Source organism: Sphingobacteriaceae bacterium GW460-11-11-14-LB5 (assembly GCA_002151545.1).
GTDB lineage: Bacteria > Bacteroidota > Bacteroidia > Sphingobacteriales > Sphingobacteriaceae > Pedobacter.
Genome location: CP021237.1, coordinates 959,739 through 984,012 on the forward strand (window position 1 = coordinate 959,739; position 24,274 = coordinate 984,012).

Genomic DNA, 24,274 nt, shown 5'->3' on the forward strand with positions numbered 1-24,274 from the left:
AGTGAAAAAATTTCCCTTTTTTAAACAACTTGATCAAATGGACTGCGGCCCTTCATGCTTACGGATGATTGCCAAATTTTATGGGCGTAATTATAGTTTGCAAAGATTACGGGAAATATCTGGTATAAATAAACAAGGCGTATCACTGTTGGGAATAAGCGAGGCTGCTGAGAAAATCGGATTTAGAACATTTGGAACAAAATTAGGTTTAGAAAAATTAAACGAAGTTGAACTACCTGTAATCTTACATTGGAAACAAAAGCATTTTGTTGTACTCCATCAAATAACAACTAAATCACCAAGAAAAAAGATATACCATATTGCAGACCCCGCCAAAGGCTTAATTAATTATAAAGAATCAGAGTTTATCAAATATTGGGTTAATGGTACTGGTCAGTCCCACATAGATGGTGTTTCCTTATTACTATCTCCAACACCTTCTTTTTTTAACCAGGGAGGTGATCCAGATAAGGGGCTTAATTTCAGCTACATGCTGGGTTATTTGTATAAATACAAAAAACTCATTTTACAATTATTTCTTGGGTTATTAGTAGGAAGTTTATTACAACTCATTTTGCCTTTTTTAACCCAATCAGTAGTAGATGTAGGCATCAATACGAGGAACTTAAACTTTGTTTATATAGTGCTTATCGCACAAACAATGCTATTTCTAGGTCGAATGAGTGTCGATTTCATTAGATCGTGGATACTCCTGCATATGACTACCAGGCTAAATATCTCCATTTTAACCGATTTTCTGATCAAATTGATGAAATTACCAATGCATTTTTTCGAAACAAAAATGACTGGTGATATTATGCAGCGAATGAGTGATCAAAGTAGAATTCAGAGTTTTCTAACCGGCCCATCCCTCAATACAATTTTTACGTCTTTTAACCTAATCATTTTTGCTTTCGTCTTAGCTTATTACAACTTAAACATCTTTATGATTTTTTTGGTTAGTAGTATCTTATATAGCTTGTGGGTAATGTTCTTCCTTAAAAAAAGACGTGAGTTAGACATGAAACGTTTCGATATTTCTTCAGAGAACCAGGGAAATATTGTGCAGCTAATCAGCGGGATGCAAGAAATTAAACTAAACAACTGCGAACAGCAAAAAAGGTGGGAGTGGGAGCGGATTCAGGCAAGCCTGTTTAAGTTTAGTGTAAAAAGTTTGGCCCTTGGGCAGTATCAAAGATTTGGTGCCTTCTTTATTAACGAGGGCAAGAATATAATTATCACATTCACTGTAGTTAAATCTGTTATAGATGGCAACCTCACACTTGGTGCAATGATGGCCGTACAGTATGTTGTTGGACAATTAAGTTCTCCTGTGGAACAAATATTAGGTTTTCTACAGGCTTATCAAGATGCTAAAATAAGCTTAGAAAGATTAAATGAAATTCATGAGCTTAAAGATGAAGAACCAATAGATAAAAAATTTATTTATGAATTGCCCATCCAAAAAACAATTAACATACAAAAATTAAGTTTTACCTATCCGGGAGCTGGTAACGACCCTGTACTGAATGATATTGATTTAATAATTCCAGAAGGAAAAACAACAGCTATTGTAGGCATGAGTGGTAGTGGTAAGACTACAATTTTAAAACTATTACTCAGGTTTTATGATGTTGAAAAGGGCGATATTAAAATTGGAAATACCTCGCTTAGCCAAATTGGATATAAATATTGGAGAAGCCAGTGTGGGATAGTGATGCAGGATGGCTTTATTTTTTCAGATACCATTGCCAGAAATATTGCTGTAGGAGATGAGTACCCCGACAGGTCTAAGTTACAACATGCCATCGATGTAGCAAACATTGGCGATTTTATTGATACACTACCACTAGGGGTAGAAACTAAAATAGGTGCTGCGGGTAATGGGATCAGCCAAGGACAAAGACAGCGATTGTTAATTGCCAGGGCAGTTTATAAAGATCCGATGTATATTTTCTTTGATGAAGCAACCAATGCGTTAGATGCTAACAACGAAAAGGTAATTATGAAAAATTTAGAAACTTTTTTCAAAGGCCGTACAGTTGTAGTGGTGGCGCACCGTTTAAGTACCGTTAAAAATGCCGACCATATAATCGTATTAGATAAAGGCCGGATCATAGAAAAAGGTACGCATCGGGAGTTGGTTAATGCGAGTGGAGAATACTTTGAATTAGTAAAAAATCAATTAGAAATTGGCGTGTAATGGAAGAGGTGAAAAATGTGGAACCTTCACACTATGAAATAAATAGTGAAGAAATTAATGATATCATTACTGCAGTTCCCTCTTGGATATTGAGAAGGGGGATCTCACTGGTATTTATCATCCTGGTCCTCGTTATCGCGGTTTCTTCAATAGTTCAGTACCCCGATATTGTAAAAGCAAATCTGAAAGTTAATTCATTAAATGCCCCGAAGGCCATTTATACAAAGGAAGGCGGGAAAATTACAGAATTGTTAGTCAAGGAAGGAGCTTATGTTAACAAAGGTGAACCTCTTGCTTTTATTGAGAGTGTTGCAGCCCATAATGATGTTTTAAAATTTAATAGGCAGCTTCACCTTTTAAATGATGAGCTTATTGCAAAAAAAAGTATTCAGGAAGTAAATTTTGACCAATTGAATTTGGGTGAGCTTCAGGCGGCTTACCAGGTTTTTTACGAGCAATACTTAAAATATATATCTGCTCAAAATGGCGGTTATTATTCGAATAAGAAAAGGTATTTAGAAAAAGATTTAATAGAAATCGATAAAATGAAATCTCAGATCTTAGTGCAAAGAAAAATCCAGGAAAAAGAGTTTGCCAATACCGAAGAAGAGTTTTTTGCCTATAAAAAGTTATTTCAAAAAGGTGTTATCTCTAATAATGAATATAAACAACAGGAAAACAAATATCTCGCCAGTAAATATCCGCTTCAACAATCTGAAGCGTCTATATTAAATAACAAAAGCCTCAATGCAAATAAAAGAAAAGAGATTTTAGAGCTTGAGCATATCATACAGGATGAAAGATTAAAGTTCTTGCAATCCTTGGGTATTATATTGAGCGAAACAGAAGCCTGGGTTAATAAATTTATCGTTAAAGCACCTATAAATGGGAAACTTAGTTATGCCGGAATATTACAGGAAAATCAAACCGTAAATGTAAATCAAGAGATTTTTATCATCAACCCATTAAGTGCTGATTTTTTTGGAGAAGTCTACATTCCTCAATTTAATATGGGGAAAGTTAAAGTTGGACAAAGAGCATTGGTTAAAATGAGGAGTTTTCCTTTCGAACAATATGGGTTAATCAGGGCAAAAGTGAGCTACATTTCTGACGTTGCCATAAAGGATAGTGTATTCTTAGCTAAGATAGATTTTGAAAGAATAGAGAATAAAGAGGCTGAATATAAAATTTCACTAAAGAATGGGATGCAAGCAGATGTTGAAATAGTGACAGAAGAAAGCTCTTTGCTTAAACGATTTTTAAGAAATATTATTAAGATTTTTAATAATTAAAGGCAATGAATGGTAGCCATCATTTAGCATATGCAAATTAGAATTTCAAAGATAGTAGTTAGTTTAGTTAGTGAGCCCCTTGCCGCCGGAGGCGGCAAAGGGGTTTTTATATTTTAGGCTCTATATAAAGCAAGTGTTTATTTATTATTCCGGTTCAATCTATCGCTAAATTTTCGGTAACATATTTAAAACTCAAACGTTTGCGCTAAAACATTTTTATCATTATCAGTTAATCATCAGTAATTTGGATCAATAAAATAAATTATACACACAGAATGAAGAGAAAATTAACCATTTTATTTACATCATTATTTATTGCGGGGCAAATCAGTGCACAAGATCTGCCTTCCGAACTGCAAACCCCCGAAGTGGTTTCAGTAAACCGCTTGCCTATGCGGGCATCGGCTTTTGCTTTCGAAAATCAAGATTTGGCAACTAAAAGAGCTAAAGAAAAATCAGAATATTTTTTATCATTAAATGGTACCTGGAAGTTTAACTGGGTAAAAGATCCACGTAAAAGACCTACGGATTTCTACAAATTAGATTTTGATGATAAAGGCTGGGATAATTTTAAAGTACCTGCCAATTGGGAAACTAATGGTTATGGTACCCCAATTTATGTAAATCAACCTTACGAATTTGCTGGCCGTCAGTTAACCGGAGCCAGAATGAACCCACCATTCGATATTCCTGCAGATAATAACCCGGTAGGTTCGTACCGGAAGAAAATCAATATTCCGGCTAATTGGAGCGGTAGACAGGTGTTTATCAGCTTAGGTGCTGTAAAATCTGCTTTTTATATCTGGGTAAACGGAAAAAAAGTGGGGTATAGTGAAGATAGTAAACTGGCTGCAGAATTCGATATTACCAAATATGTTAAACCTGGAGAAAATACCATCGCACTGCAAGTGTACAGATGGAGCGATGGAACCTATTTAGAATGCCAGGACATGTGGCGCATATCGGGAATAGAGCGTGAGGTTTATTTATATTCAACACCAAAATTAGATATCCGCGATTTCAAAGTTATTGGAAATTTGGATGCTACCTATACCAACGGATTGTTAAATGTAGATTTAGCGGTAGAAAATTATAAAATCGATCAGCGTACTAACCACAGTCGCCCGGATAGTTTTTATGTAGCGCTTGATTTAGTTGATGCTAAAGGAAATAATGTCTGGAAAGATGCGACTACTATTCAAAAAGTATTAGGCAATTATAAAACGGATCTTTCTTTTAAAACACAGATCAGTAATGTGAAAAACTGGTCAGCAGAAATCCCTTATTTATATACACTTTACATCACTTTAAAAGATAAAAACAATAAAATAATCGAGGTAATTCCACAACGCGTGGGCTTCCGTTCGGTAGAAATTAAAGGCAGCGATTTATTGGTTAATGGTAAACGTGTGTTTTTAAAAGGTGTAAACAGGCACGAACATAATGCCACACAAGGCCATACTTTAACCCATGCCGATATGGAGAAAGATATGGAAATGATGAAGAAACTGAATGTAAATGCTGTTCGTCATTCTCACTATCCACCCGATCCTTATTGGATGGAGCTTTGCGATGAATACGGTTTATACGTCATCGACGAGGCCAATATCGAATCACATGGCCGTTATTACAGTTTGGAAACGACTTTTGCTAACGATAAACAATGGCGTATTCCTCATCTTGAGCGCATTACCAGAATGTACGAGCGTGATAAAAACCACGCATCGGTCATTACCTGGTCCTTAGGTAACGAAGCGGGTAATGGTGTTAACTTTTACGAAGCTTACCAATGGCTTAAAGGAAAAGATTTCCGTCCGGTACAGTACGAAAGGGCAGAGAGCGACTTCAATACCGATATGATTGTTCCGCAATATCCTTCGCCAAATTATCTGCCACGTTATTCAAAACAGGATAAAGAAACCCGTCCGTTTATTATGAGCGAATATGCCCACATTATGGGTAACAGTTTGGGTAATTTTAAAGAATATTGGGATGCCATTGAGAACAACCCTAAACTACAGGGTGGTTTTGTTTGGGAATGGATAGATCAGGCAATCGATACCGTTAAAAACGGCAAACGCATTATGGCTTATGGAGGTGATTTCCCGCTAAGCGGCCCCGTTGACGAAAACTTTAGCGATAACGATTTTTGTGTAAAGGGTGTTGTTACGGCCTACCGTGGCATGACGCCAATGGCTGTGGAATTGAAAAAAGTACATCAATATATTAAAACTACTTTTAACGGCAACAACCAGATTAATGTAAACAATAGTTATTTCTTTAAAGATATCAGCAATGTACAATTAAACTGGGAATTGGTTGAAGATGGGAAAGTGATCGAGAATGGGGTAGTCAGTAACCTGAATGTTGGCGCACGCCAAACACAGATGTTAAGCCTGCCATTTAAAACGAATTATGCTGCTGGAAAAGAATATTTCTTAAACGTTCATTACCGCTTAAAAACAGCTGAGCCATTTTTAGAAAAAGGTTATGAAGTTGCTTACGAGCAGATTGCATTAGCAGGTACGCCAAAAGCCAATGTTTATAACAGCAACAAGAAAGCTTTGAAGGTTGAGCAGACAGCAGAAAAAGCGGTGGTTAAGGGAAGCGATTTTACCATCACTTTCGATTTAATTAAAGGGACGTTAGCAAGTTATGTTTCTAAAGGACAAGAATTACTGGCTTCTGGTCCACAACCTGGATTTTACCGTGCGCCAACTGATAATGACATCGGTGCAGGTTTAAACACAAAACTACGCATGTGGCGTAATGTATATCAGGATAACAATACAAGTAATATTAAATCAACTATAAATTCAACCGCTGATGGCTTTATCCTAACTGTTAAATCATCTTTACTTAAAGGCGATGCAGAAACCACACAAGAATTTAATGTATCCGCTGATGGAACTGTAAAAGTAAATAATCAATTTAAAGCAGTGACAGGCAACTACAAAAGTTTAATGCGTATCGGTAACGATTTACAACTGAAAAACGATTACAGCAATATCCAATGGTATGGTCGCGGTCCGGGCGAAAATTATGTAGATAGAAAAACGGCTTCATTAATTGGTACTTATAAATCAACGGTTTCTGATCAGTATTTTCCTTATGCACGCCCACAAGAAAGTGGTAATAAAACCGACGTACGCTGGGTAACTTTTACCAATAAAGCTGGTAAAGGCTTACGTTTCGAATTTGCCGATCAGTTGCTGAATTTTAATGCATTGCCATATTCGGTAGAAGATTTAGATCCAGAGGCCGAGAAAAAACAATATCACTCTGGCGAACTGGTAAAACGCAACCAGATTTATGTGCACATGGATATGCAACAATTAGGTGTTCAGGGGATTGATAGCTGGGGCTCTATGCCATTAATTCAGTATCAGATCCCGTTTAAAGATTACCAGTACAGTTATTATATCAAACCGATTAAATAGTAATGGATAATGTAAAACGGATGATGGAACTAAGATCATCCGTTTTACGTTTTTGATAGACCATACCATTCAAAAAGACTAATATTTATGAAATTGAAACTAACGTTTCCGATGCTATTAATTGGTTTCACCGCTCTTGCTCAGCAACCAAAATTAGCGGTTACACCACCAATGGGCTGGATGAGCTGGAACATCATGTCAGAAAATCCGAACGAGAAAGATATTAAAGAAATGGCCGATGCCATGGTTACCAGTGGAATGGTGAAAGCAGGTTATCAGTATATTTTTTTAGACGATTGCTGGCAGGGTGGCCGCGATAATAAAAACAAAATCATTGCCGATCCAAAGAAATTTCCCTCAGGTATAAAAGCCCTGGCCGATTACCTGCACAGCAAAGGAATGAAACTGGGCATTTATTCTGATGCTGCCCCTTTAACCTGTGGTGGTTATACCGCAAGTTTAAACTTCGAAGATCAGGATGCTAAAACTTTTGCCTCTTGGGGGATAGATTATTTAAAATACGACTATTGCAACGCACCAGAAGATGTGGAAACGGCCAAAACCCGTTATGGCAAAATAGCACAGGCCTTACGCAAATCGGGTAGAGATATTGTATTAGGTATTTGCGAATGGGGCCCACGCGAACCCTGGAACTGGGGTGCACAGGTTGGCGGACAGAGCTGGCGCACCACTTACGATATCAGAGATAAATGGAATGATGTTGAAGGTAAAGGTGGGGTAGGTATTTATAATGTTGTTGATAAAACCGCAGGATTGGCCAGCTTTTCAGGTCCGGGCAGATGGAACGATGGGGATATGCTGGTGGCAGGTTTACATGGAACAAAAGGCCCTTCATCGGCTTTTAATGGCAAAGGCTGTACCCAGGCTGAATACCAGAGCCAGATGAGTTTGTACAGTATGCTTAATTCACCTTTATATGCCAGTTGCGATATCCGTAAAATGGATAATGAAGCAAAAACCATTTTTACAAATGAAGAAGTAATTGCTTTAAACCAGGATGCTTTGGGTAAACAGGCCGAAAGAAAAATCAAAACGGAGATCTGGGATGTTTTTGTTCGCCCTTTAGCCAATGGCGATTTCGCCATAGCGGTTTTAAATAAATCGACAGCTGCTCAAAATGCAAAGATAAATTTTGCCGAATTAGGCCTGACTGATAAATACGAAATCAAAGATTTATGGCAGCATAAAGTAATTGGCAAAAATAATAAATGGAATGGTGAGGTAACTGCTCACGAAACCAAGGTTTTCCGCTTAAAGAAAGTTTAACACCTTAAATAACAACAAACCAAACACAAAATGAAATCACTATTATCCCTTGCATTAGTCGCAACTGGCTTAAGCGCCTTTGCTCAAGATGCTGCTAAAGATCCGGCAACAATCGTCATTACACCACAGCACACCCTTTCTAAAAACGACACTGCTTTTAGAAAAGCCATTGCCAAATGGAGCGATGAAACCTTAAAAAGTACCGATTATAAGAATATCAAAGCACAACCATCTGCTGAGGTTTTTCCAGGCGCAGTAAAAGCGGGCTTTCAGTTCGTAAACAAAACCGTAAGCATTGAGCATAAAAAAATGGCCGATAGTTTAGTGTCTATCGTGTCAACCCTGGGCTACTCTGGTTATGATAATGCGACCATGTACAGTACGGGTTTATATGCAAAAGCAGGCGAATATGTCGAAATCGATGTGCCTAAAAATGCCAATGTAAATGATTTAGAAGTGCAGATTGGTGCACATAGCGATCGTTTAAACTATTGGGTAGCTGGTAAAGAAGATTGGCGCAGAATGCCAATTATCACCAAAAAACAGCAATTGGTAATTGGAAAAAACAGATTGGCCTCGCCTTTTGGTGGACTGATTTATATTAATGTTAAACCTAAGGCCGAAAGTAGAAAAATTGACTTCAAAATTAGTCACGCCGTAGCAGCTCCTCTTTTTGTATTGGGAAAAAGCACGCAAAGCGATTGGGAGAACCAATTAAAGAATAATAAAGCGCCCTGGGGCGAAATGGCCACTGAAAATGTGATTCTAACTTTGCCAGATAGTGTTTTGCAAACCATTAAAAATCCTGAAGAGGTATTAAAACTATGGGATTTGGTGGTACTTGGAGAACTTGACCTGGCCAATATGCCAGCGCCATTTTACAGGGCTCAACGGATGGTGCCAGACGAGCATATTGGTGGAGGATACATGCACAGCGGTTATCCGATCATGATTCATCATTCACCATCGAGAAAAATGCTTTCAAACGAAATTATGGCCAACCCGGAGTTATTGATGAAACCAAGTAAGGGAGGTGCAAACTGGGGCTTCTTCCACGAAATTGGCCATAACATGCAAAACCTGAACTGGGTTTTTGGTGGCACGACCGAAGTGAGCAATAACTTCTTTTCGATTTATATGTTCGACAGGTTAATGGGCGGAAGAGACGATTCGCATACTGGCGTATCGAGTGCAAATACACAAAAGATGATGAAAAAATATTTTGCTGAAGGTGCAAGTTATGAAAAATGGAAAAGCGATGCATTTTTAGGTTTGATCATGTTCCGCCAAATGCAGGAAGGTTTTGGATGGGAAAGCTTTAAAGCCTTTTTTAAAGAGTACCAAAAAATCGGACCAAGTATTGGCAGGTTAAATGATCAGCAAAAACGCGATTTGTGGGTTAAAACGTATTCTAATGTGGTGAAAAGAAATTTAGCTCCATTTTTTAATACCTGGGGAGTTGGCATAAGTGAAGAAACACAGAAAGAATTAAGCGGCCTTCGTGCCTGGAAACCTTATAATTTTCCTCCGGTAAACTAGCCGTAACCATTTTAAATTAACTCAAATCAAATAATAATGGCAGTAAGTAGAAAAATTGCTTTAAACACAAGCGAGCAAAGTGGTAATCAACTTCATATTTATGAGGTTAATCCGATTATTTTTTATTCTGGCGAAGCAGATGAACTCAATATCGAGCTTTTAGAATTTAATCACGGAGAACTGATTATTAAATCGCTATCAACCGCCATTTTAAAAGTGAAAGAGTTGATCATGGAAGATGAAGCGTTTATCATCAAATGGAAACAGAACGCTAAAGGCTTAAGAATTACCCTGCCTGATGGATTGATCAATGATGGAAACAGGGAGAAGTGTACGTTAAAGATTAAGTTTTAATTATTGACAGACTTCCGAAATTTCTGTGCTCATTTCATAGTTAAACTTCGGAAGTCTTTGTTTTTAAGCCTCATAGGTCTTAGCGGATGTAGCGTTTTTATTTTGATTCCCGTTTTAGGTTAAAATAAACAACAATGAAACGGACGCTATTTATTTTATCTTCAATTGTACTGATCATGAGTTTGATATGGGCTTGTACAGATCGCGAAGAACCTATGCAAAATGTCGATCAGGCAGAATTAGAAACGCTTTATAAAGACATTGAGAAAACCGCGCAGCAGTTTACCTGTGAAAATGCAGGTGAGTGGAAATTTACCGCGATTGGATCTAAAGCTTGTGGTGGCGCAGCTGGTTACATGGCTTACTCTGTAAAAATAGATGAAAGTACCTTTCTGAAAAAGGTAGAACAATTTACCAAACTACAAGCCGATTACAATAAAAAATATGGTGTATTTTCTGATTGTGCTTTGGTCATACAGCCTAAGGGCGTAACCTGCGAAAATGGGAAACCTAAATTTACTTATTAATTAACCTTATTGAGATACAATCGGTTGATGTCTCAACAACCGAAACGAGAATATCACCAACTGATTTTATTTTTTATTGTCTCGTAGCGCGTTTTCGAAATATTCGGAAATGCGCTTTTTTAATTTCACAACAGTTGTCCCTTCGTTTTCAGGATCAGTATCGCCATTAATCACGGTCTGCGTCATTTCAATAAAATTTTTCCTCGCATCTGGCGAAAAACCTATTTTTTGTAAAGTTTCATCCCAATCTTCACGCGGAATCTGTTTTGCCTTTACTTCTTGTCCCAGCGCCGTAGAAAATGCTTCAGCTACATCTGCTGAACTTAGCTTTTGTGGCCCAACGATTTCATAAACTTTAGACTCATTGTCCTTTTCTAAAACCTCAGCTACAAATGCAGCTACATCCATCGGAGAGATCATAGGTAGGGATAGGTTGGTTGGATAAAAGGTAGGCAGCTCTCCAGTCTTTTTAATTGCAGGGAGTTGAGCCAGCCAATTGCTGTAATAATAAGCTGGCCTGACAAAAATCTGTGGAATAGCCAAATCTTTAAAAGCGTGCTCCAGCATGTACGACATTAATAAATTGCCTGTGCCTTTAGGATATTGTGCTCCAATGGAGGATAAGCCTACCACTTTTTTAATTGAAGATTGACTGATGGCTTTATTGTAATTCTCCAGGATCGTTTTGGTTTCGCCGAGCACATCTTTATTCTTTCCTGTTTCAGGGGTTAATACGAAAAGTGTGTCGCCGCCTTTAAAAGCTTCAATTAAAGAATTTAAATCCATGGCATCGGCAATGGCCACTTCAGCTCCTTTTGCTTTAATTGCTGAAGCTTTTTCGGGATTATGGATGACGGCTTTAACGGGTAATTTTTTAGCCAATAAATGATCTACAATTGCTGATCCAACCTGACCAGACGCGCCTAAGATAACGTACATAATAAAATAATTTATTTACGAGCGTTTGCTTATCTAACAAGAAACAAAGAAACTTGGTTTCAATTTTTTTAATTTTGATGCTATCCCCCAGCGCGAACCAACCTAAACTTTCCTTATTCAAAAGAGAAGTCAAGTTTAGTAGGAGGGTGCCTATTTAAACTTGACTTCTCTGCGATTAACTTATCTTATTTAATGTGTTCTCTAATAAAATTTTGAGGGTTATAAAACCGTTCATTTAGTTGTGTATTATTAAAAGTTAACCAGCTTGCGCAGCCATAATCATCAAATTTTTTCCTGATTTCTAAATGAAGATGGTGATAATCGCCGCCGTATTTTTTACTTTCCTGCGGTGTAAATAACCTGGCCAGTTTGGTATTCTGATCAACATTTTGACCGTTACTTACATAAACTTCTTTCAGGTGTTTGTAGCTGGTAAACATGATTAATCCGTTGGGCAGTTTATGTTTTACCACGACTGTGCGTTGGTTTTCGCCCAAATGCACAGAGCAGACTATTCCGTTGGCCATGGCGTAAACATTAACCAGTTTCGCTTTGGGTTGCGCAGGGTTAATATCAATAGCTGTATGGATATGGCCTTTAACATAACTATCCCGATGATCGCCAAAAATGCTGATGATTTTGATGTTATTTATTTTTTTACGGTTGGCTACATCAAAGGGGAGAAACCAGTTATCGGCTGTTTTTGCAGGGGCGGTATCCGTATAATAAGGTTTCCAGCGGTCGCGGTCTTTTTCAATCGTAGGTGTTTCGAATAAAAATGTTGTTAAAAAAATCAATAATAGTGCTCTCATGCTTTAAGAATTTGTAAAGCAAGATAATGATTTTATCGATATAAACTATTTTTATAGTTTAAAAAGAGTTGTCAACTTTTATAGGCTTTCGCCGGAAAGTTGACAACTCTGACTGCAAACGACGATTTATTTTTTTCGTGGTGTCAGATGTTACCATCTGACTGCACATTATTCGTCATTGCTCGGGAACGATGACGATATCACCTCACAGAAAGATCGTCATCTCGACTGGAGCGAAGTGAAATGGAGAGACCTATCCTTTAGACTTAGCTACGCTGAGCACTTCGTGATTCACGACTGCGTTGCACTCCGCTCGAATTGACGATTCTTACCTGATATTATTTTAAAACTACACCATCAAATCTTCTTTCAAAGCTTCTGCTGCGGGGTTAACCAATGTACCAATCAATTCAGGAACCGGAACATCAGTGCTTTCGCTGTAACCGTGTGTTAATAATCGCACTCTATTGATACAAACCCTGATAAATTCAGGTACAAAAAGATCAAATTTTTCGAATTTAGGCGTAAGCTCTGGGTTTTCCTGTTGAAATTCTAAAATTACATCTGCCACCTGGCGCCAGAATTGCTTTTCATCCAATCCAACATAACTGTGAAAAATATTGCTCAGGTATCTGAAAACAGCATCAAATATTCCTGAAAGGATAAATAAAGGTGCCAACTCATCATTAATCTCCCTTAAAACATCGACCAGATCATTCGGTAATTTTGCTTTCGATTCTTCTGTTAATACAATTTCTTCTACAAAATCTTTAATGATAATGCGCTCGGGTACGCCGTTTTTCATTACCAAAATCGTGTTTTCGCCATGTGGACTAAAGAAAAACGCATGTTTGTAAAAAATCCTTAATACAGGTTTTAAATAAGCCGATAAATAGGCATTTAACCAGGTTTCTGCATCCAATCCTGATTTTTCGATCAGGGCCTCTACCATGCTTTTACCATTGTCATCTACATAAAGCAGGCTGGCCATGGTCATGATATTTTCGCCCTCTAAGAGGTAATTCTCGGCACTTTCACGCCAGATGGCCCCTAAAAACTCCTGATATTGATAAGGAGCGCCCGGTATTTCACTGTATTGTGGATGGGTATAGGCCACTGTAGCCACTTCACCCAAAAGCACTACGCGGGTCTTTTTTAAATACTCGTCACCCTGGAGCATGTCTTTTGCCCACTGGGTTACCTTTGGTGCAATAGCGAGTTTTTTAGGTGAAAGTCCCCTGAAAATGGAGGTGTTTAAAATCGAGATTGCCGTTTTTACATAATGTTTTTTGGGTTCGCTCACATTAAAAAAGGTACGTATGCTGTTTTGGCACATGTATTCGTCAGTGCCTAAGCCAACTGGTACGATTAAATTATGGGCAATGTCATGTGCCAGTTGTAATACGATTTTATTGTTCCACTGCCATTCGTGCACGGGGATAAAGAAATAATCTTCAGGCTGTAATTGCTGTTGGATGAGTACCTGATTAAAATCGTGAACCTGCTTTAAACTGAGTTCTTCATTATAAAAAGAAAACGGAGAAATGCTTTCGATACTTTTAAATTCTGCTCTTGTTTTATGTACCGCTAACCAGGCCAGTTGCGTTCTTTGAGCGGCTTCAGGAGCATATCTGCCCTGATCGCTATGGTTAAAACCTATGCGTCCTTTGTTGATGGTAGCCCAGGGATGCCCATCCATTTGGTGTTCGATGGTCTGGTAATCCGAATTAGCCAGCTCATCAGCACTTAACCTGCCTTTTTCATGAATATAAGCATCGGCATATAACGTATTTAAGGTTTCTTCTACAAAATGAGCCAAAGTAAATGGTTTAATCCCAAAGGTTTGCTGTAGTTCGGTATAAAAAGCAGGTGCATTGTTTACGGTTACACTTTCGCCATTTACAAATTTTTTGATGCTTTGTTTGTCAATGTGCAGGTAATCTAAAGCGCGCTGCTGACCTGAAAAGGTATAGTAAATGTCCTCAGTATCGGTAGCCAGTCGAAAATCGGAAATACCTTGTTCATTAGTATTGATCAGTGTTGGTTCTGCTAATTTTTCGTGCATCAGTTCCACGATCGACTTAGCAATATAGTTTAGATTTACTTTATCCCAAACTTCTTTATTTAAGGGTTTAATGTGATTGAAGTTGTTGTAGTTCATGGTATTTGTTTTTTAAATTTTGGGTTAGTCCGGATTTGTAATCCGGACTTCTCGTACTCCGGATTTCAAATCCGTTTCTCAACGGTCGGGATTACAAATCCCGACCAACGTATTAACTTAATCTTCTGATAACTGAAGCTCAGCAGTAGACAATTCATCTACCTGTATTTCATCGGCTACGCTAAACTGCTGAAAGGCAATCCGTTTTTCAACATGGTAGATTTCGAAACCTAAAATGGCATTGATAATGGAGGCATTGCGATAAGCACCCATACCCAGATCAGGCGTTACAAAACCGTGCGTATGCAATTCAGCGTTTTGAACAAAGATTTCGTTTCCATTCACATCAATAGCATAGTTGCGGTGTACCTGGAAAAGCCCATCAGCATTGCGTGTGATGCGATCGTTTATTCCTGATAAGAAACCCGGCTCATTGTACTTGTAACCAGTTGCCAGTACCACAAAGTCAGTATCCACCGCAAAATCCTTTTCACTTTCGGTGTGGTAAAGTTCAAGCTGGTATTTACCATCGGTGTTTACCGTTAAATTATTCAACTGGCAGTTGGGCATCAGTTCGGCATTGATTTTTTCGCCATCAACACTCAGCTCGTAAAGTTTATCGAAAATCTGGTTAATGAGATCAAAGTTTATTCCCTTAAATAATGAGTTCTGTTTCGCTAATAACTGTTTGCGTTTTGCATCATTCAAATTATAAAAATGATCTACATATTCAGGCGAAGTAAGTTCAAGTGTCAGTTTCGAATACTCCATCGGGAAAAAGCGGTCTGGCCGCGTAAACCATTTCAGTTTAAGGCCATTTTCAGTTTCGGGCAAAAGATCGTAGAAAATTTCGGCAGCGCTTTGACCAGAGCCAATAATCGTTGCGGTTTTTTGCTTCAACAGCGTTGATTTAAATTTTAAGTATGCTGAAGAATGTATCGCATTTTGATGCTCAGCCGGATTGATAAAACCAGGCACTTTAGGTGCGGTTCCTGTACCAAGCACTATTTTTTTAGTCAAAATGATTTCTCTGGCACCGGTTACCTGATCAACTTTTTCTACCTGATAAATGTTATCGATATAATTTATACTGGTTACTTTCTGCCCAAACAGGCAGTTTTGCAGATGATTGATCGCCCATTTACAATAAGCATTATACTCTTTACGTAGCACAAAAAAATCTTCTCTGATATAGAATTTATAAAGGCGATCTGTCTGTTTAAGGTAGTTTAAAAAACTGTATGAGCTGGTTGGATCGGCCATGGTAACCAAGTCGGCCATAAATGGAACCTGTAAAGTCGCATCACTCAGCATCATACCGGGGTGCCAGTTAAATTCGCTCGACTGATCTAAAAATAAGGTGGATAGGCTGCTGATGGGCGCACATAGCGCCGCTAAACCCAGATTGAACGGGCCTATGCCAATCCCTACAATGTCGTATATTTTTTGATTCTGCATTTAAATTTCCTCCGTTTCAAATTCTGATGATTTAGCCATAGCATAGGCTTTTGCGTCAGGGAATTTTTCCCAGTACCAATCACGGTAACAGAAGGTAAGGTTGGCCATTTTATAAGGCATTTGGATCACTTTTTCTAATTTAAAACCCAGTCGGGTTACAAAAATGTGCATCGCGCGACTTTCAACAGCGGCTTCACCAATGCATTTACCTACTTCGGGTTGTTCAAAAATGAAATCCATTAAAGCCTGACCGGTTTCGAAGCTGAATTTTTTGTCCTTATCTGTTGGCGCAATCAGCAAATGTGCACCATAATCGGTAGTTAAAGCCTCGTAGCAGGCACCTACACCATCTCGCATAGGCCAGTAGGGCTCTATGGTAAAGGTGGGTTCACCATTTATTTCACCTATAAAACTGTGTGATGAATCGTTTGGCAATAAAGTCCTGTAGAATAACTCCAGACCTCTGATTGGTCCATCCATCTTCCAGATTGGTTTGGCATGTTCCTGATTAAACCAATCGTGAACCATTTCCAGGTCGCGTTCGATATTAAACGGACGGATGTTGATGGTTACATTTTCTTTTGGGAAAAACCTGCTGTAAAGCACCTCTTTGGTTCGTGGTTTGATCAGGTTTTCGGAGAAGAAATATTTAGATAATGGATTCGGGAAATCACGATAGATGGCTGGATTATCGATAGGGGCACTGGCCTCATCGATATTACAGAGGTTGGTTAAGAGGTTGCCTTTTACCTCCCAGCTGCGGCGGTTGATGATATAATCTACCAAACCGGTGGTGTCACTGTTTTCAAATTGTTTAAATTCCAGATAAACGAGATCAATCAAGGTTTTCTCATCTGCTAAATTGTTGCTGGCAATGGCATTTACCACACCTAAAATATTGTTGATGAGCAGATAATAGGTGAGTTTAGGAATGATGTATTCGTTCGGTACAATAGAGCCACTTTCTGCCGCAATTCCCGGATATGCCTTTTCCAGTGCTTCGGCTTTGGCGTCGCTAAAGAAAAAGCCCTGATTATCCCTGAAATAAAGTTTGGCTGGATAATAATCTTTATCCAGTTCTACCATCACATTTTGCTGGTGAAACTCAAAAGCCATCCCATAATTGTTATAAAGGCCCACAATCGGTGCTACGCAAAGGTGTAGATATTGTTTAAACCAGTTTATTGCGGTATGTGCAACCGGTTTGTTTTTGCTGATCGCTGCTTCTTCAATCAGTTTTACCATTCTTGGCTTTTGGCCTAATAGGGCATCCTGGCAAAGCGCCGCTAATAAGGTTACATTTTTTTCGGTTCCTTCTCCTTTAAAAGGATTATGCCTGATACTGATGTTAAAACCATCGATGGTTTCACCTTTATAATTTACGGTGATAAATGCAGGATCGGTGATAAATTCAATTTCCGGGTACTCAGCTTTGGCTGCTTTGCCATATGCTGTTTTTAATAATTTACTCACATCATAACCACGGTGAAGCTCCCGAACCAGGTTAACGCGCTGTGAGTTGGTTATTTTTACATGCAATGAAAATTTAAGCATCCAATCGCTCGATGCATTATAAACTGTTCTTACCGAAGATGTTGGCGTGTAGAATTCTCCAAAATGTCCGAGATAGAACAGCAGCTTTTCTTCCTGCATCGCTTTTACCTTAGGCAGGTTAAGCAGGTATCCGGCTTCCCACGGGTGCATGGGTACCACTTTATAATTGGGGTGTTGATCGAGTAAATTAATGATTTCAACATTATTGCCATCTAATAATTCGATTCTGAAAAGATCGGTGATGTCGAAACCTTCGGCATTTTTCTCCACAATATTTTCTGCTGCGATCAGGAAATAGGCCAGCTGGAAACGACCCTGGGTTTCTGGCGAATATTTAAAAAGTTCTTCTTTATTGTTAAAACCCGATCTCCCTTTGGGAAGCGGATGTGCATTGTGGCCTAAAAATAGTGATTGCTCTGCCTCAATAAAATTCATTTTGGCGAAATTTGCCGGCCTGCCATTCTGTTTAAAGAATGATAAAAATGCTTCAAGATTTTCTACACTATTCGCTAAACGTTGTTTCACCAGACCGGCATCAACATTTGGAAACGCTTCAACACTAAACTGTATGGCCAATTCCATAAACCTGTAAATGCTGATCGGACTAATGACATCTGTAGCAACATTACGTTCGATTATCGGGAAATTAAATACGTGCCTGCCACTATCGGCATAAAATTTTAAAGGTGCATATACTTCGAAGCCAATAGCCGTAAAATCGAAGCGGATATGCAAGCGGTCAGGTTTGGTAACCAAATAGTTTGCTAAAGGCTCATCGTACTTAGGTATGCCTAAATAACGGTTCCAGTTATTAAATTCTCTGCAGTAACTGTTTAGGAGTGCATTAAAATTAGTTTCTTCTGAAATCTGCTGAAGCCTGATTGAGTCTAACGTATTCGTTTCCATGTTTTTTAATGATTTTAATAATGTTTTCAATATCGCTGATGGTAGTAAGCGGGTTAAGTAGGGTAAATTTGAGGTAGAATTGCTGGTTAATCTTGGTGCCCGCAACTAAAGCTTTTCCTTGATTAAACATTGCTTTTTTGATGTACTGGTTCATGGCGCAGACATCTAACTGTACGTTTTTAGGACGGTAGCGGAATACCAATGCACTGATGTCTGATTCGTTCATCAGCTCGAAATCACTATCAGCATGTAACAGATCGGCAATTTTGGCTGCGGTTTCGATAATGGTATCAAAATAACCGCCCAATTTGTTCCTGCCCATCATCCTAAGGGTAAACCAGAGTTTTAACGCATCAAAACGTCGCGTCGTTTGAATCGATTTGTTCACCTGATTGGGTAAACCATCCTCGTCATGATCTTTAGGATTTAAATAATCAGCGTGGTGGGTAATCAGGTTGAAGAAGTTTTTATCACGGACCAGGAAACCACTGCTGCTTACCGGCTGGAAGAAAGATTTATGGTAATCAACCGTAACCGAATGGGCCAGTTCGATGCCATTCAACAAACTCCGGTATTTATCTGTTAGCAGTAAACCACAACCATAAGCTGCATCGATGTGGAACCATGTATGGTATTTTTTGCTGATAGAAGCCAGTTCTTTCAGCGGATCAACATTGCCGAAATCGGTAGTACCTGCAGTGCCGACAATGGCAATAGGGATGTTGCCCTGTGCAATTTCCCGCTTAATGGCGTCTTCTAGTAAAACGGTATTCATCCTAAAGCTGCGATCAGTTTTAATCTTGATCACCGATTTTTCACCCAAACCCAAAAGGGAAGCATTTTTCTGAATACTGAAATGCGCTTTTTCAGAAACAAAGATCCTGAAACGGGAAGCTTCCTGAGGTAAGCCTTCTACTTTAATGTTGTGGTTTAGTGCCGTAATGGAATAATGATCGCGGGCCAGTAAAAGTCCCATTAAATTGCTCTGCGTGCCACCGCTGGTAAAAATACCGTCGGACTTTTTGCTGTAACCAATCTGGTCGCAGGTCCATTCGATTAGTTTTTGCTCAATTAATGTACCGCCTGCACTTTGATCCCAGGTATCAATTGATGAATTGATGGCCGAAATCATCACCTCAGCAGCTACCGCCGGAATCACAATCGGGCAGTTTAAATGGGCAATATAAGCAGGGTGGTGGAAGGCCACCGCATGGCTGGTGTAAAGCTGTTCCACTTCTTTAAGCAAGGCATCGTAATTATCGTGCGTTTTTTCAAATTCAATTGAATCAAACAGCGGTCTTAATTTCGAGGGCGATACACCACTAAAAGGTTGTTGGTTGTTGTTGAGGAATTTTTTTACCGCCTGGGTAACTTTTCCTACCGCATGGAGGTACTCTGCTTCATTTTCGTGGTGGAAGATTTCCTTGGTCGGACTTTCCGTAAGGAAATCAATTAATTCATGTTTTTCGAGGTCTGATGTAAACATTAGTTTTTCAATTTTTCAAAAGATTAAGGTTTAAAGGCTATAAAATACCGGGCCTTTTAAGCCGATATTTTTTATTAATAAATCTGGTTATTGAGAGATTAGCTTGAGCAGTTTTTTTATCGATAATTCCGACCGCTAAGGTATATTTTTATTTAGATTGATTAAAAATAATATTTAAAATATTTTTAACACATTGTTGATAAGTTGTTTATGAAGTGCTACTTAACCGTTTTAGTAGGCTGTTCAAGAGAAAATTAAAATATTTTATTTGGATTTGATCTAAATAAATGATTGCTTTGCGCAAAAAAAATAATAGTAAATGAAAAATCTATACTTAATTGCAATCCTTGTTTGTGGATTTATGTTAACAGGTAAAGCACAAACTGTTACCGGAAAGGTAATTGGCGAAACTGCTCCGCTTGCGGGGGCAAATATTAAAGTCGAAGGCAAAAATGCTTCGGCTACAACTGCTGCTGATGGCAGCTTCGAGTTAAAATTAACCGAAGGTGCTTACAAATTACAGGTAAGTTATGTAGGATATACAACCATACTGCAAAAAGTAAGTTTGGCTAAAGACCAAACGGTTAATTTAACCCTTTATTTAAGCCCTACTTCCAATATGCAGGAGGTGGTGGTGGTTTCATCACGTAAACCGACCAAAATCAGCGAGATACCAGGTACAGTTTGGGTTGTAGACGGTGCAAAAATTCAGGAACAAGCCAGAGCAGGGATTCCGCTTAAACAAACATTGGCGCAATTGATCCCGAGTTTGGATGCTGGTCCGGAGGGACGTACGAATTACGGCCAAAACCAACGCGGCAGAGATGCATTGGTGATGATTGACGGGGTATCGTTAAACAGTACACGTGGTGTAAGCCGTCAGTTCGAATCGATAGATCCTTTCAACATCGAAAGAATAGAGGTATTGTCTGGAGCAAGCGCCGTTTATGGCGGTGGTGCAACAGGCGGTATTATCAACATTATTACCAAAAAAGGGCAGGATAGTCAGCCAAGCTTCACTACACAGGTTGGTGTACGCAGCGGTTTGAAAGAAAAAAGTGACCACGATGTACGTGTAGCACAAGCGATTTCAGGCGGGAGCAAAGATTGGAACGGACGTATCGGTATGGCCTTCCAGAAAAATAACGCAGCCTATGGCGCAGATGGAAAACAGATTTTTACTGACATTACACAAACAGATTTACAGTATAACCAGTCCTTCGATTTTTTCGGAAGTACTGAATTTAAATTGACAGACTACCAAAAACTATCGGTGAATGCCCAATATTACAATTCGGGTTACCGTGGTGATAAAGACCTTTTCCTGGGTACAAATTATGGTGGATTATTATCAAATCCGGCACTTTTAGAAATGAGAAATGGTTATTCAGCAGATGTTGACCCAAAAACCAGCCGAGCGAATATCAATGCCAATTACCAGGCCAGCGACATTTTGGGTGGACAAACACTTTATGTACAGGCAGCGGCAAGAAATGAAAAATTCAGCTTTCACCCATTTCCGGGACAGGCAGCAATACCTGGTGTGCTTTACAGCGGATCATCTATCCAAAACACGAATTATAGTGCATTAAAACTCGTATTGAATAAAGATTGGAACCGACTAAACCTTACTTATGGAATTGATGCCGATAATGAGAATTTTAATGCCCAGCAAGCCCTGTTTGATAGAACAAAAGCTGCCACATCGGGCGGTTTAAACAATACTACAGTAGCGACCATTGCCCGTTATCCAAACTTTAGGGTGAATGGTTTATCTGGATTTTTACAAGCTCAGGTTAAAGTAGCCGATTTTTTAACTTTATCAGGAGGAGTGCGCCAGCAACGCATGTTTGTTAAAGTTGGCGATTTTGTGGGTACTGCTGCAGCGGTTCCTTTGGCTTATGGCGTGGGTAGAACGGCTACTGCTATTGCAGGTGGAGAAAACCATTATGATGTGAACTTATTAAATGGTGGTTTGGTATTTAAAATCAATGCCCCTCAACAGGCCTGGGTTAATTTTTCACAAGGTTTTAACCTGGCTGATCCGGCAAAATATTATGGACAGGGTGCTTATACTTTAGCTGGCACCAACTGGAATTTAGGTAACTCGATTAATGTTGCAAGTTCTCCTTTAACCGGTATCAAAACAGAACAGTACGAAGCAGGTTACCGTTATCGCACAGGCGTATTTAATGCACAGGTAGCTGGTTTTTATGCCTTATCAGATAAAAATGTGAAAACCAACAGCACATTCAACATTGAAGTTTTTGATGAAAATGTACGGAATATAGGTGTTGAAGGTTCATTATCGTTAAACCTGCAAAATGGTTTCGAGGCTGGAGTAAACGGTTTGTATATCAAAACCCAGAAACAAAATGCTGATGGTACCTGGTCTTTACAGGATGTAACGGTGGCCAGTCCGTCAAAAATTGCAGGTTACCTGGGTTATAACGGAAAAGTATTCGGTTTAAAAGCACAGGCTTTTCACTCGTTTGATTCGAAAGGTTATGCAACAATTGCAAATGTTGCCGTGCAAAATGAGTTAAAAGGCTTCACCACGGTTGATTTATTAGGTTCGGTAAAATTATTTACCGGAAGTTTATCATTTGGGGTACAAAACCTGTTGAACAAAAACTATCAGACCATCTGGAGTCAACGCTCACAGTTTTTATATCAATCCTTAGCGAAGAAAGAAACCTTTTATTATGCAGGCCGTGGCCGTACGTATAATTTGACGTATACGCTTAATTACTAGGTTAGATTTTTTCGGTCGTCATCTCGACTGTAGCGCAGCGGAATGGAGAGATCTACCTAGGCAGATTTCTCGGCTTCGTTGCACTTCGCTCGAAATGACGACCTTTTTGTTAGAAAGAATAGTTGGTAATAACTGTTTTACTTCCGCTTCAATTCAATTACCGTAATCTCCGGCCAGATACCAATTCGCCCTGAAAAGCCTAGAAAACCGAAGCCTCTGTTTACATTCAAGTACCTTCCGTTTTCGGTTTTAATGCCCGCCCAATGTTTGTAACGGTATTTTACAGGGCTCCATTTAATCCCAAAAGCTTCGATCCCAAACTGCATACCGTGTGTATGTCCGGCCAGCGACAGCTGAATTTTCGAAGGATAATTTTTTACCTGCGCATCCCAATGCGAAGGATCGTGTGATAAGAGAATCTTGAAATCGTTAACAGCGGTATTTTGCAGGGCTTTATTCAAATCGCCGCGCTCTCCAAAACCAATTCCCCAGTTTTCTATTCCGGCCAGTATAATTTTCTCGCCATTTTTATGCAGTTCCACATGTTCATCCAATAAAAGCTTAAAGCCAAGTTCTTTATGATAAGCTTTTAACTGATTTAGATTCTGTGTTTTATCCGCTTCTGTAGGCCACTTGATATAGTCACCATAATCGTGATTGCCCAAAACGGAAAATTGTCCGAAGGGTGCTTTGATTTGCGAAAAATGGCCAATGTAAGGCACAATTTCAGAAGAGGCATTATTGACCAAATCGCCGGTAAAAACAAACAGATCGCTCTTTTGGGCATTGATCATGTCGATACCTTTTTGTACCGCTTTAGGATTGGTAAAACTTCCCGCGTGTACATCCGATATTTGGGTTAGCGTGAAACCATCAAAACTGGCAGGCAGATCATCAAAGTATAAAGTATGTTTAATTACGCGGTAAGCATATTTTCCCTGGGTAATGCCATAAGCAAATAAGGCAATGGTTAAACAGAACATTACAAAGGCAAAATCAACCCAGTAATTGCTGCGGCCTAAAATATGGAAACCTTCTGGCTGAAAATTAGTTGAAAGCCCTAATAGCAAGCGGTAAACATCGCCCAGAAGCAGAAAAAAGGCAAATACAATTTCTGCGGCAAAAATGATCAGAAAGGCATGGCTGATGATCTGGAAGAACCTGTTCATGCCCTGAATCCGCATCTGCTGAATGGCGTAAAGTAAAGCGAAAGTTAGTCCAACAATAAAGACCCAGAAAATAGGACTAAGCCAGGTAGATTGATTGATGGTACCCAGGCCAGATAAAACATAGGCGTTAAGGGCAAAAAATATAATTGCAACGATTAGGAGCGGCAATAGATTGAGTTTTCTTTTCATTGTTAAAAATCTGTAATTCAGAATATAGGTAAAAGTAGAATTTAAACGCTGATAATAAGCTACTGTTACGGTTAGCGATTATTTTTACGCTGGTTTGATTAAAGCAATTATCGTTATTAAGCCTTATATTTATCAATATCATAGTTTGTTGAATTAAAATCAACTTCCTGTTGCATATTTTATAATTTACTTTCTTTTATTAG

The 24,274-nt window shown here is 38.9% G+C and carries 15 protein-coding genes; 8 read left to right on the top strand and 7 right to left on the bottom strand.

Features of this window, described 5'->3' with window-relative positions; translation table 11 throughout:
- Position 1: 1 nt before the first annotated feature.
- The 7 genes from CA265_04015 to CA265_04045 all read left to right on the top strand — a co-directional run bounded on the left by CA265_04015 (position 2) and on the right by CA265_04045 (position 10,642).
- Positions 2 to 2,203 carry an ABC transporter ATP-binding protein gene (locus CA265_04015; GenBank protein ARS38888.1) on the top strand — a complete coding sequence of 734 codons (2,202 nt, stop codon included), beginning with the start codon at positions 2 to 4 and terminating at the stop codon, positions 2,201 to 2,203.
- On the top strand, positions 2,203 to 3,495 hold the full coding sequence (locus tag CA265_04020) for a hypothetical protein (protein ID ARS38889.1): 1,293 nt from the start codon (positions 2,203 to 2,205) through the stop codon (positions 3,493 to 3,495). Before CA265_04015 ends, CA265_04020 begins: the two co-directional genes overlap by 1 nt.
- Positions 3,496 to 3,770: 275 nt before the next feature.
- Entirely contained in the window at positions 3,771 to 6,935 is a 3,165-nt protein-coding gene (locus tag CA265_04025) for a glycoside hydrolase family 2 (GenBank protein ARS38890.1), read from the top strand.
- Positions 6,936 to 7,022: 87 nt separating this feature from the next.
- Positions 7,023 to 8,222, top strand: a complete 1,200-nt coding sequence (locus CA265_04030; GenBank protein ARS38891.1) for an alpha-galactosidase — start codon at positions 7,023 to 7,025, stop codon at positions 8,220 to 8,222.
- 30 nt (positions 8,223 to 8,252) lie between these two features.
- Positions 8,253 to 9,761, top strand: coding sequence for a hypothetical protein (locus tag CA265_04035; protein ID ARS38892.1), 1,509 nt, complete (start codon positions 8,253 to 8,255; stop codon positions 9,759 to 9,761).
- Between the two features lie 36 nt (positions 9,762 to 9,797).
- A complete protein-coding gene (locus CA265_04040) occupies positions 9,798 to 10,115 on the top strand; it encodes a hypothetical protein (protein ID ARS38893.1) in 318 nt (105 codons plus the stop codon).
- A gap of 134 nt (positions 10,116 to 10,249) precedes the next feature.
- A complete protein-coding gene (locus tag CA265_04045) occupies positions 10,250 to 10,642 on the top strand; it encodes a hypothetical protein (protein ARS38894.1) in 393 nt (130 codons plus the stop codon).
- Positions 10,643 to 10,708: 66 nt separating this feature from the next.
- Here CA265_04045 and CA265_04050 read toward each other — a convergent pair whose 3' ends face one another.
- The 6 genes from CA265_04050 to CA265_04075 all read right to left on the bottom strand — a co-directional run bounded on the left by CA265_04050 (position 10,709) and on the right by CA265_04075 (position 19,958).
- Positions 10,709 to 11,581 (bottom strand): nucleoside-diphosphate sugar epimerase, encoded by an 873-nt coding sequence (locus CA265_04050; protein ID ARS38895.1) that lies wholly within the window; start codon positions 11,579 to 11,581, stop codon positions 10,709 to 10,711.
- A gap of 185 nt (positions 11,582 to 11,766) precedes the next feature.
- Positions 11,767 to 12,393, bottom strand: a complete 627-nt coding sequence (locus CA265_04055; GenBank protein ID ARS38896.1) for a peptidase M23 — start codon at positions 12,391 to 12,393, stop codon at positions 11,767 to 11,769.
- A gap of 349 nt (positions 12,394 to 12,742) precedes the next feature.
- Positions 12,743 to 14,554, bottom strand: a complete 1,812-nt coding sequence (locus CA265_04060) for an IucA/IucC family protein (protein ID ARS38897.1) — start codon at positions 14,552 to 14,554, stop codon at positions 12,743 to 12,745.
- Between the two features lie 117 nt (positions 14,555 to 14,671).
- On the bottom strand, positions 14,672 to 16,012 hold the full coding sequence (locus tag CA265_04065) for an alcaligin biosynthesis protein (GenBank protein ID ARS38898.1): 1,341 nt from the start codon (positions 16,010 to 16,012) through the stop codon (positions 14,672 to 14,674).
- On the bottom strand, positions 16,013 to 18,472 hold the full coding sequence (locus CA265_04070) for an IucA/IucC family protein (GenBank protein ARS42880.1): 2,460 nt from the start codon (positions 18,470 to 18,472) through the stop codon (positions 16,013 to 16,015). It lies immediately after the preceding gene.
- The gene (locus CA265_04075) at positions 18,417 to 19,958 is read right to left on the bottom strand and encodes a decarboxylase (GenBank protein ID ARS38899.1); all 1,542 of its coding nucleotides are present in this window, start codon (positions 19,956 to 19,958) and stop codon (positions 18,417 to 18,419) included. Before CA265_04075 ends, CA265_04070 begins: the two co-directional genes overlap by 56 nt.
- A gap of 319 nt (positions 19,959 to 20,277) precedes the next feature.
- Between CA265_04075 and CA265_04080 the strand changes: the two genes are divergently transcribed.
- On the top strand, positions 20,278 to 22,713 hold the full coding sequence (locus tag CA265_04080) for a hypothetical protein (protein ARS38900.1): 2,436 nt from the start codon (positions 20,278 to 20,280) through the stop codon (positions 22,711 to 22,713).
- Positions 22,714 to 22,850: 137 nt separating this feature from the next.
- On the opposite strand, the gene CA265_04085 is transcribed toward CA265_04080, so the two are convergent.
- A complete protein-coding gene (locus CA265_04085) occupies positions 22,851 to 24,071 on the bottom strand; it encodes a phosphohydrolase (protein ID ARS38901.1) in 1,221 nt (406 codons plus the stop codon).
- Between the last annotated feature and the right edge of the window lie 203 nt (positions 24,072 to 24,274).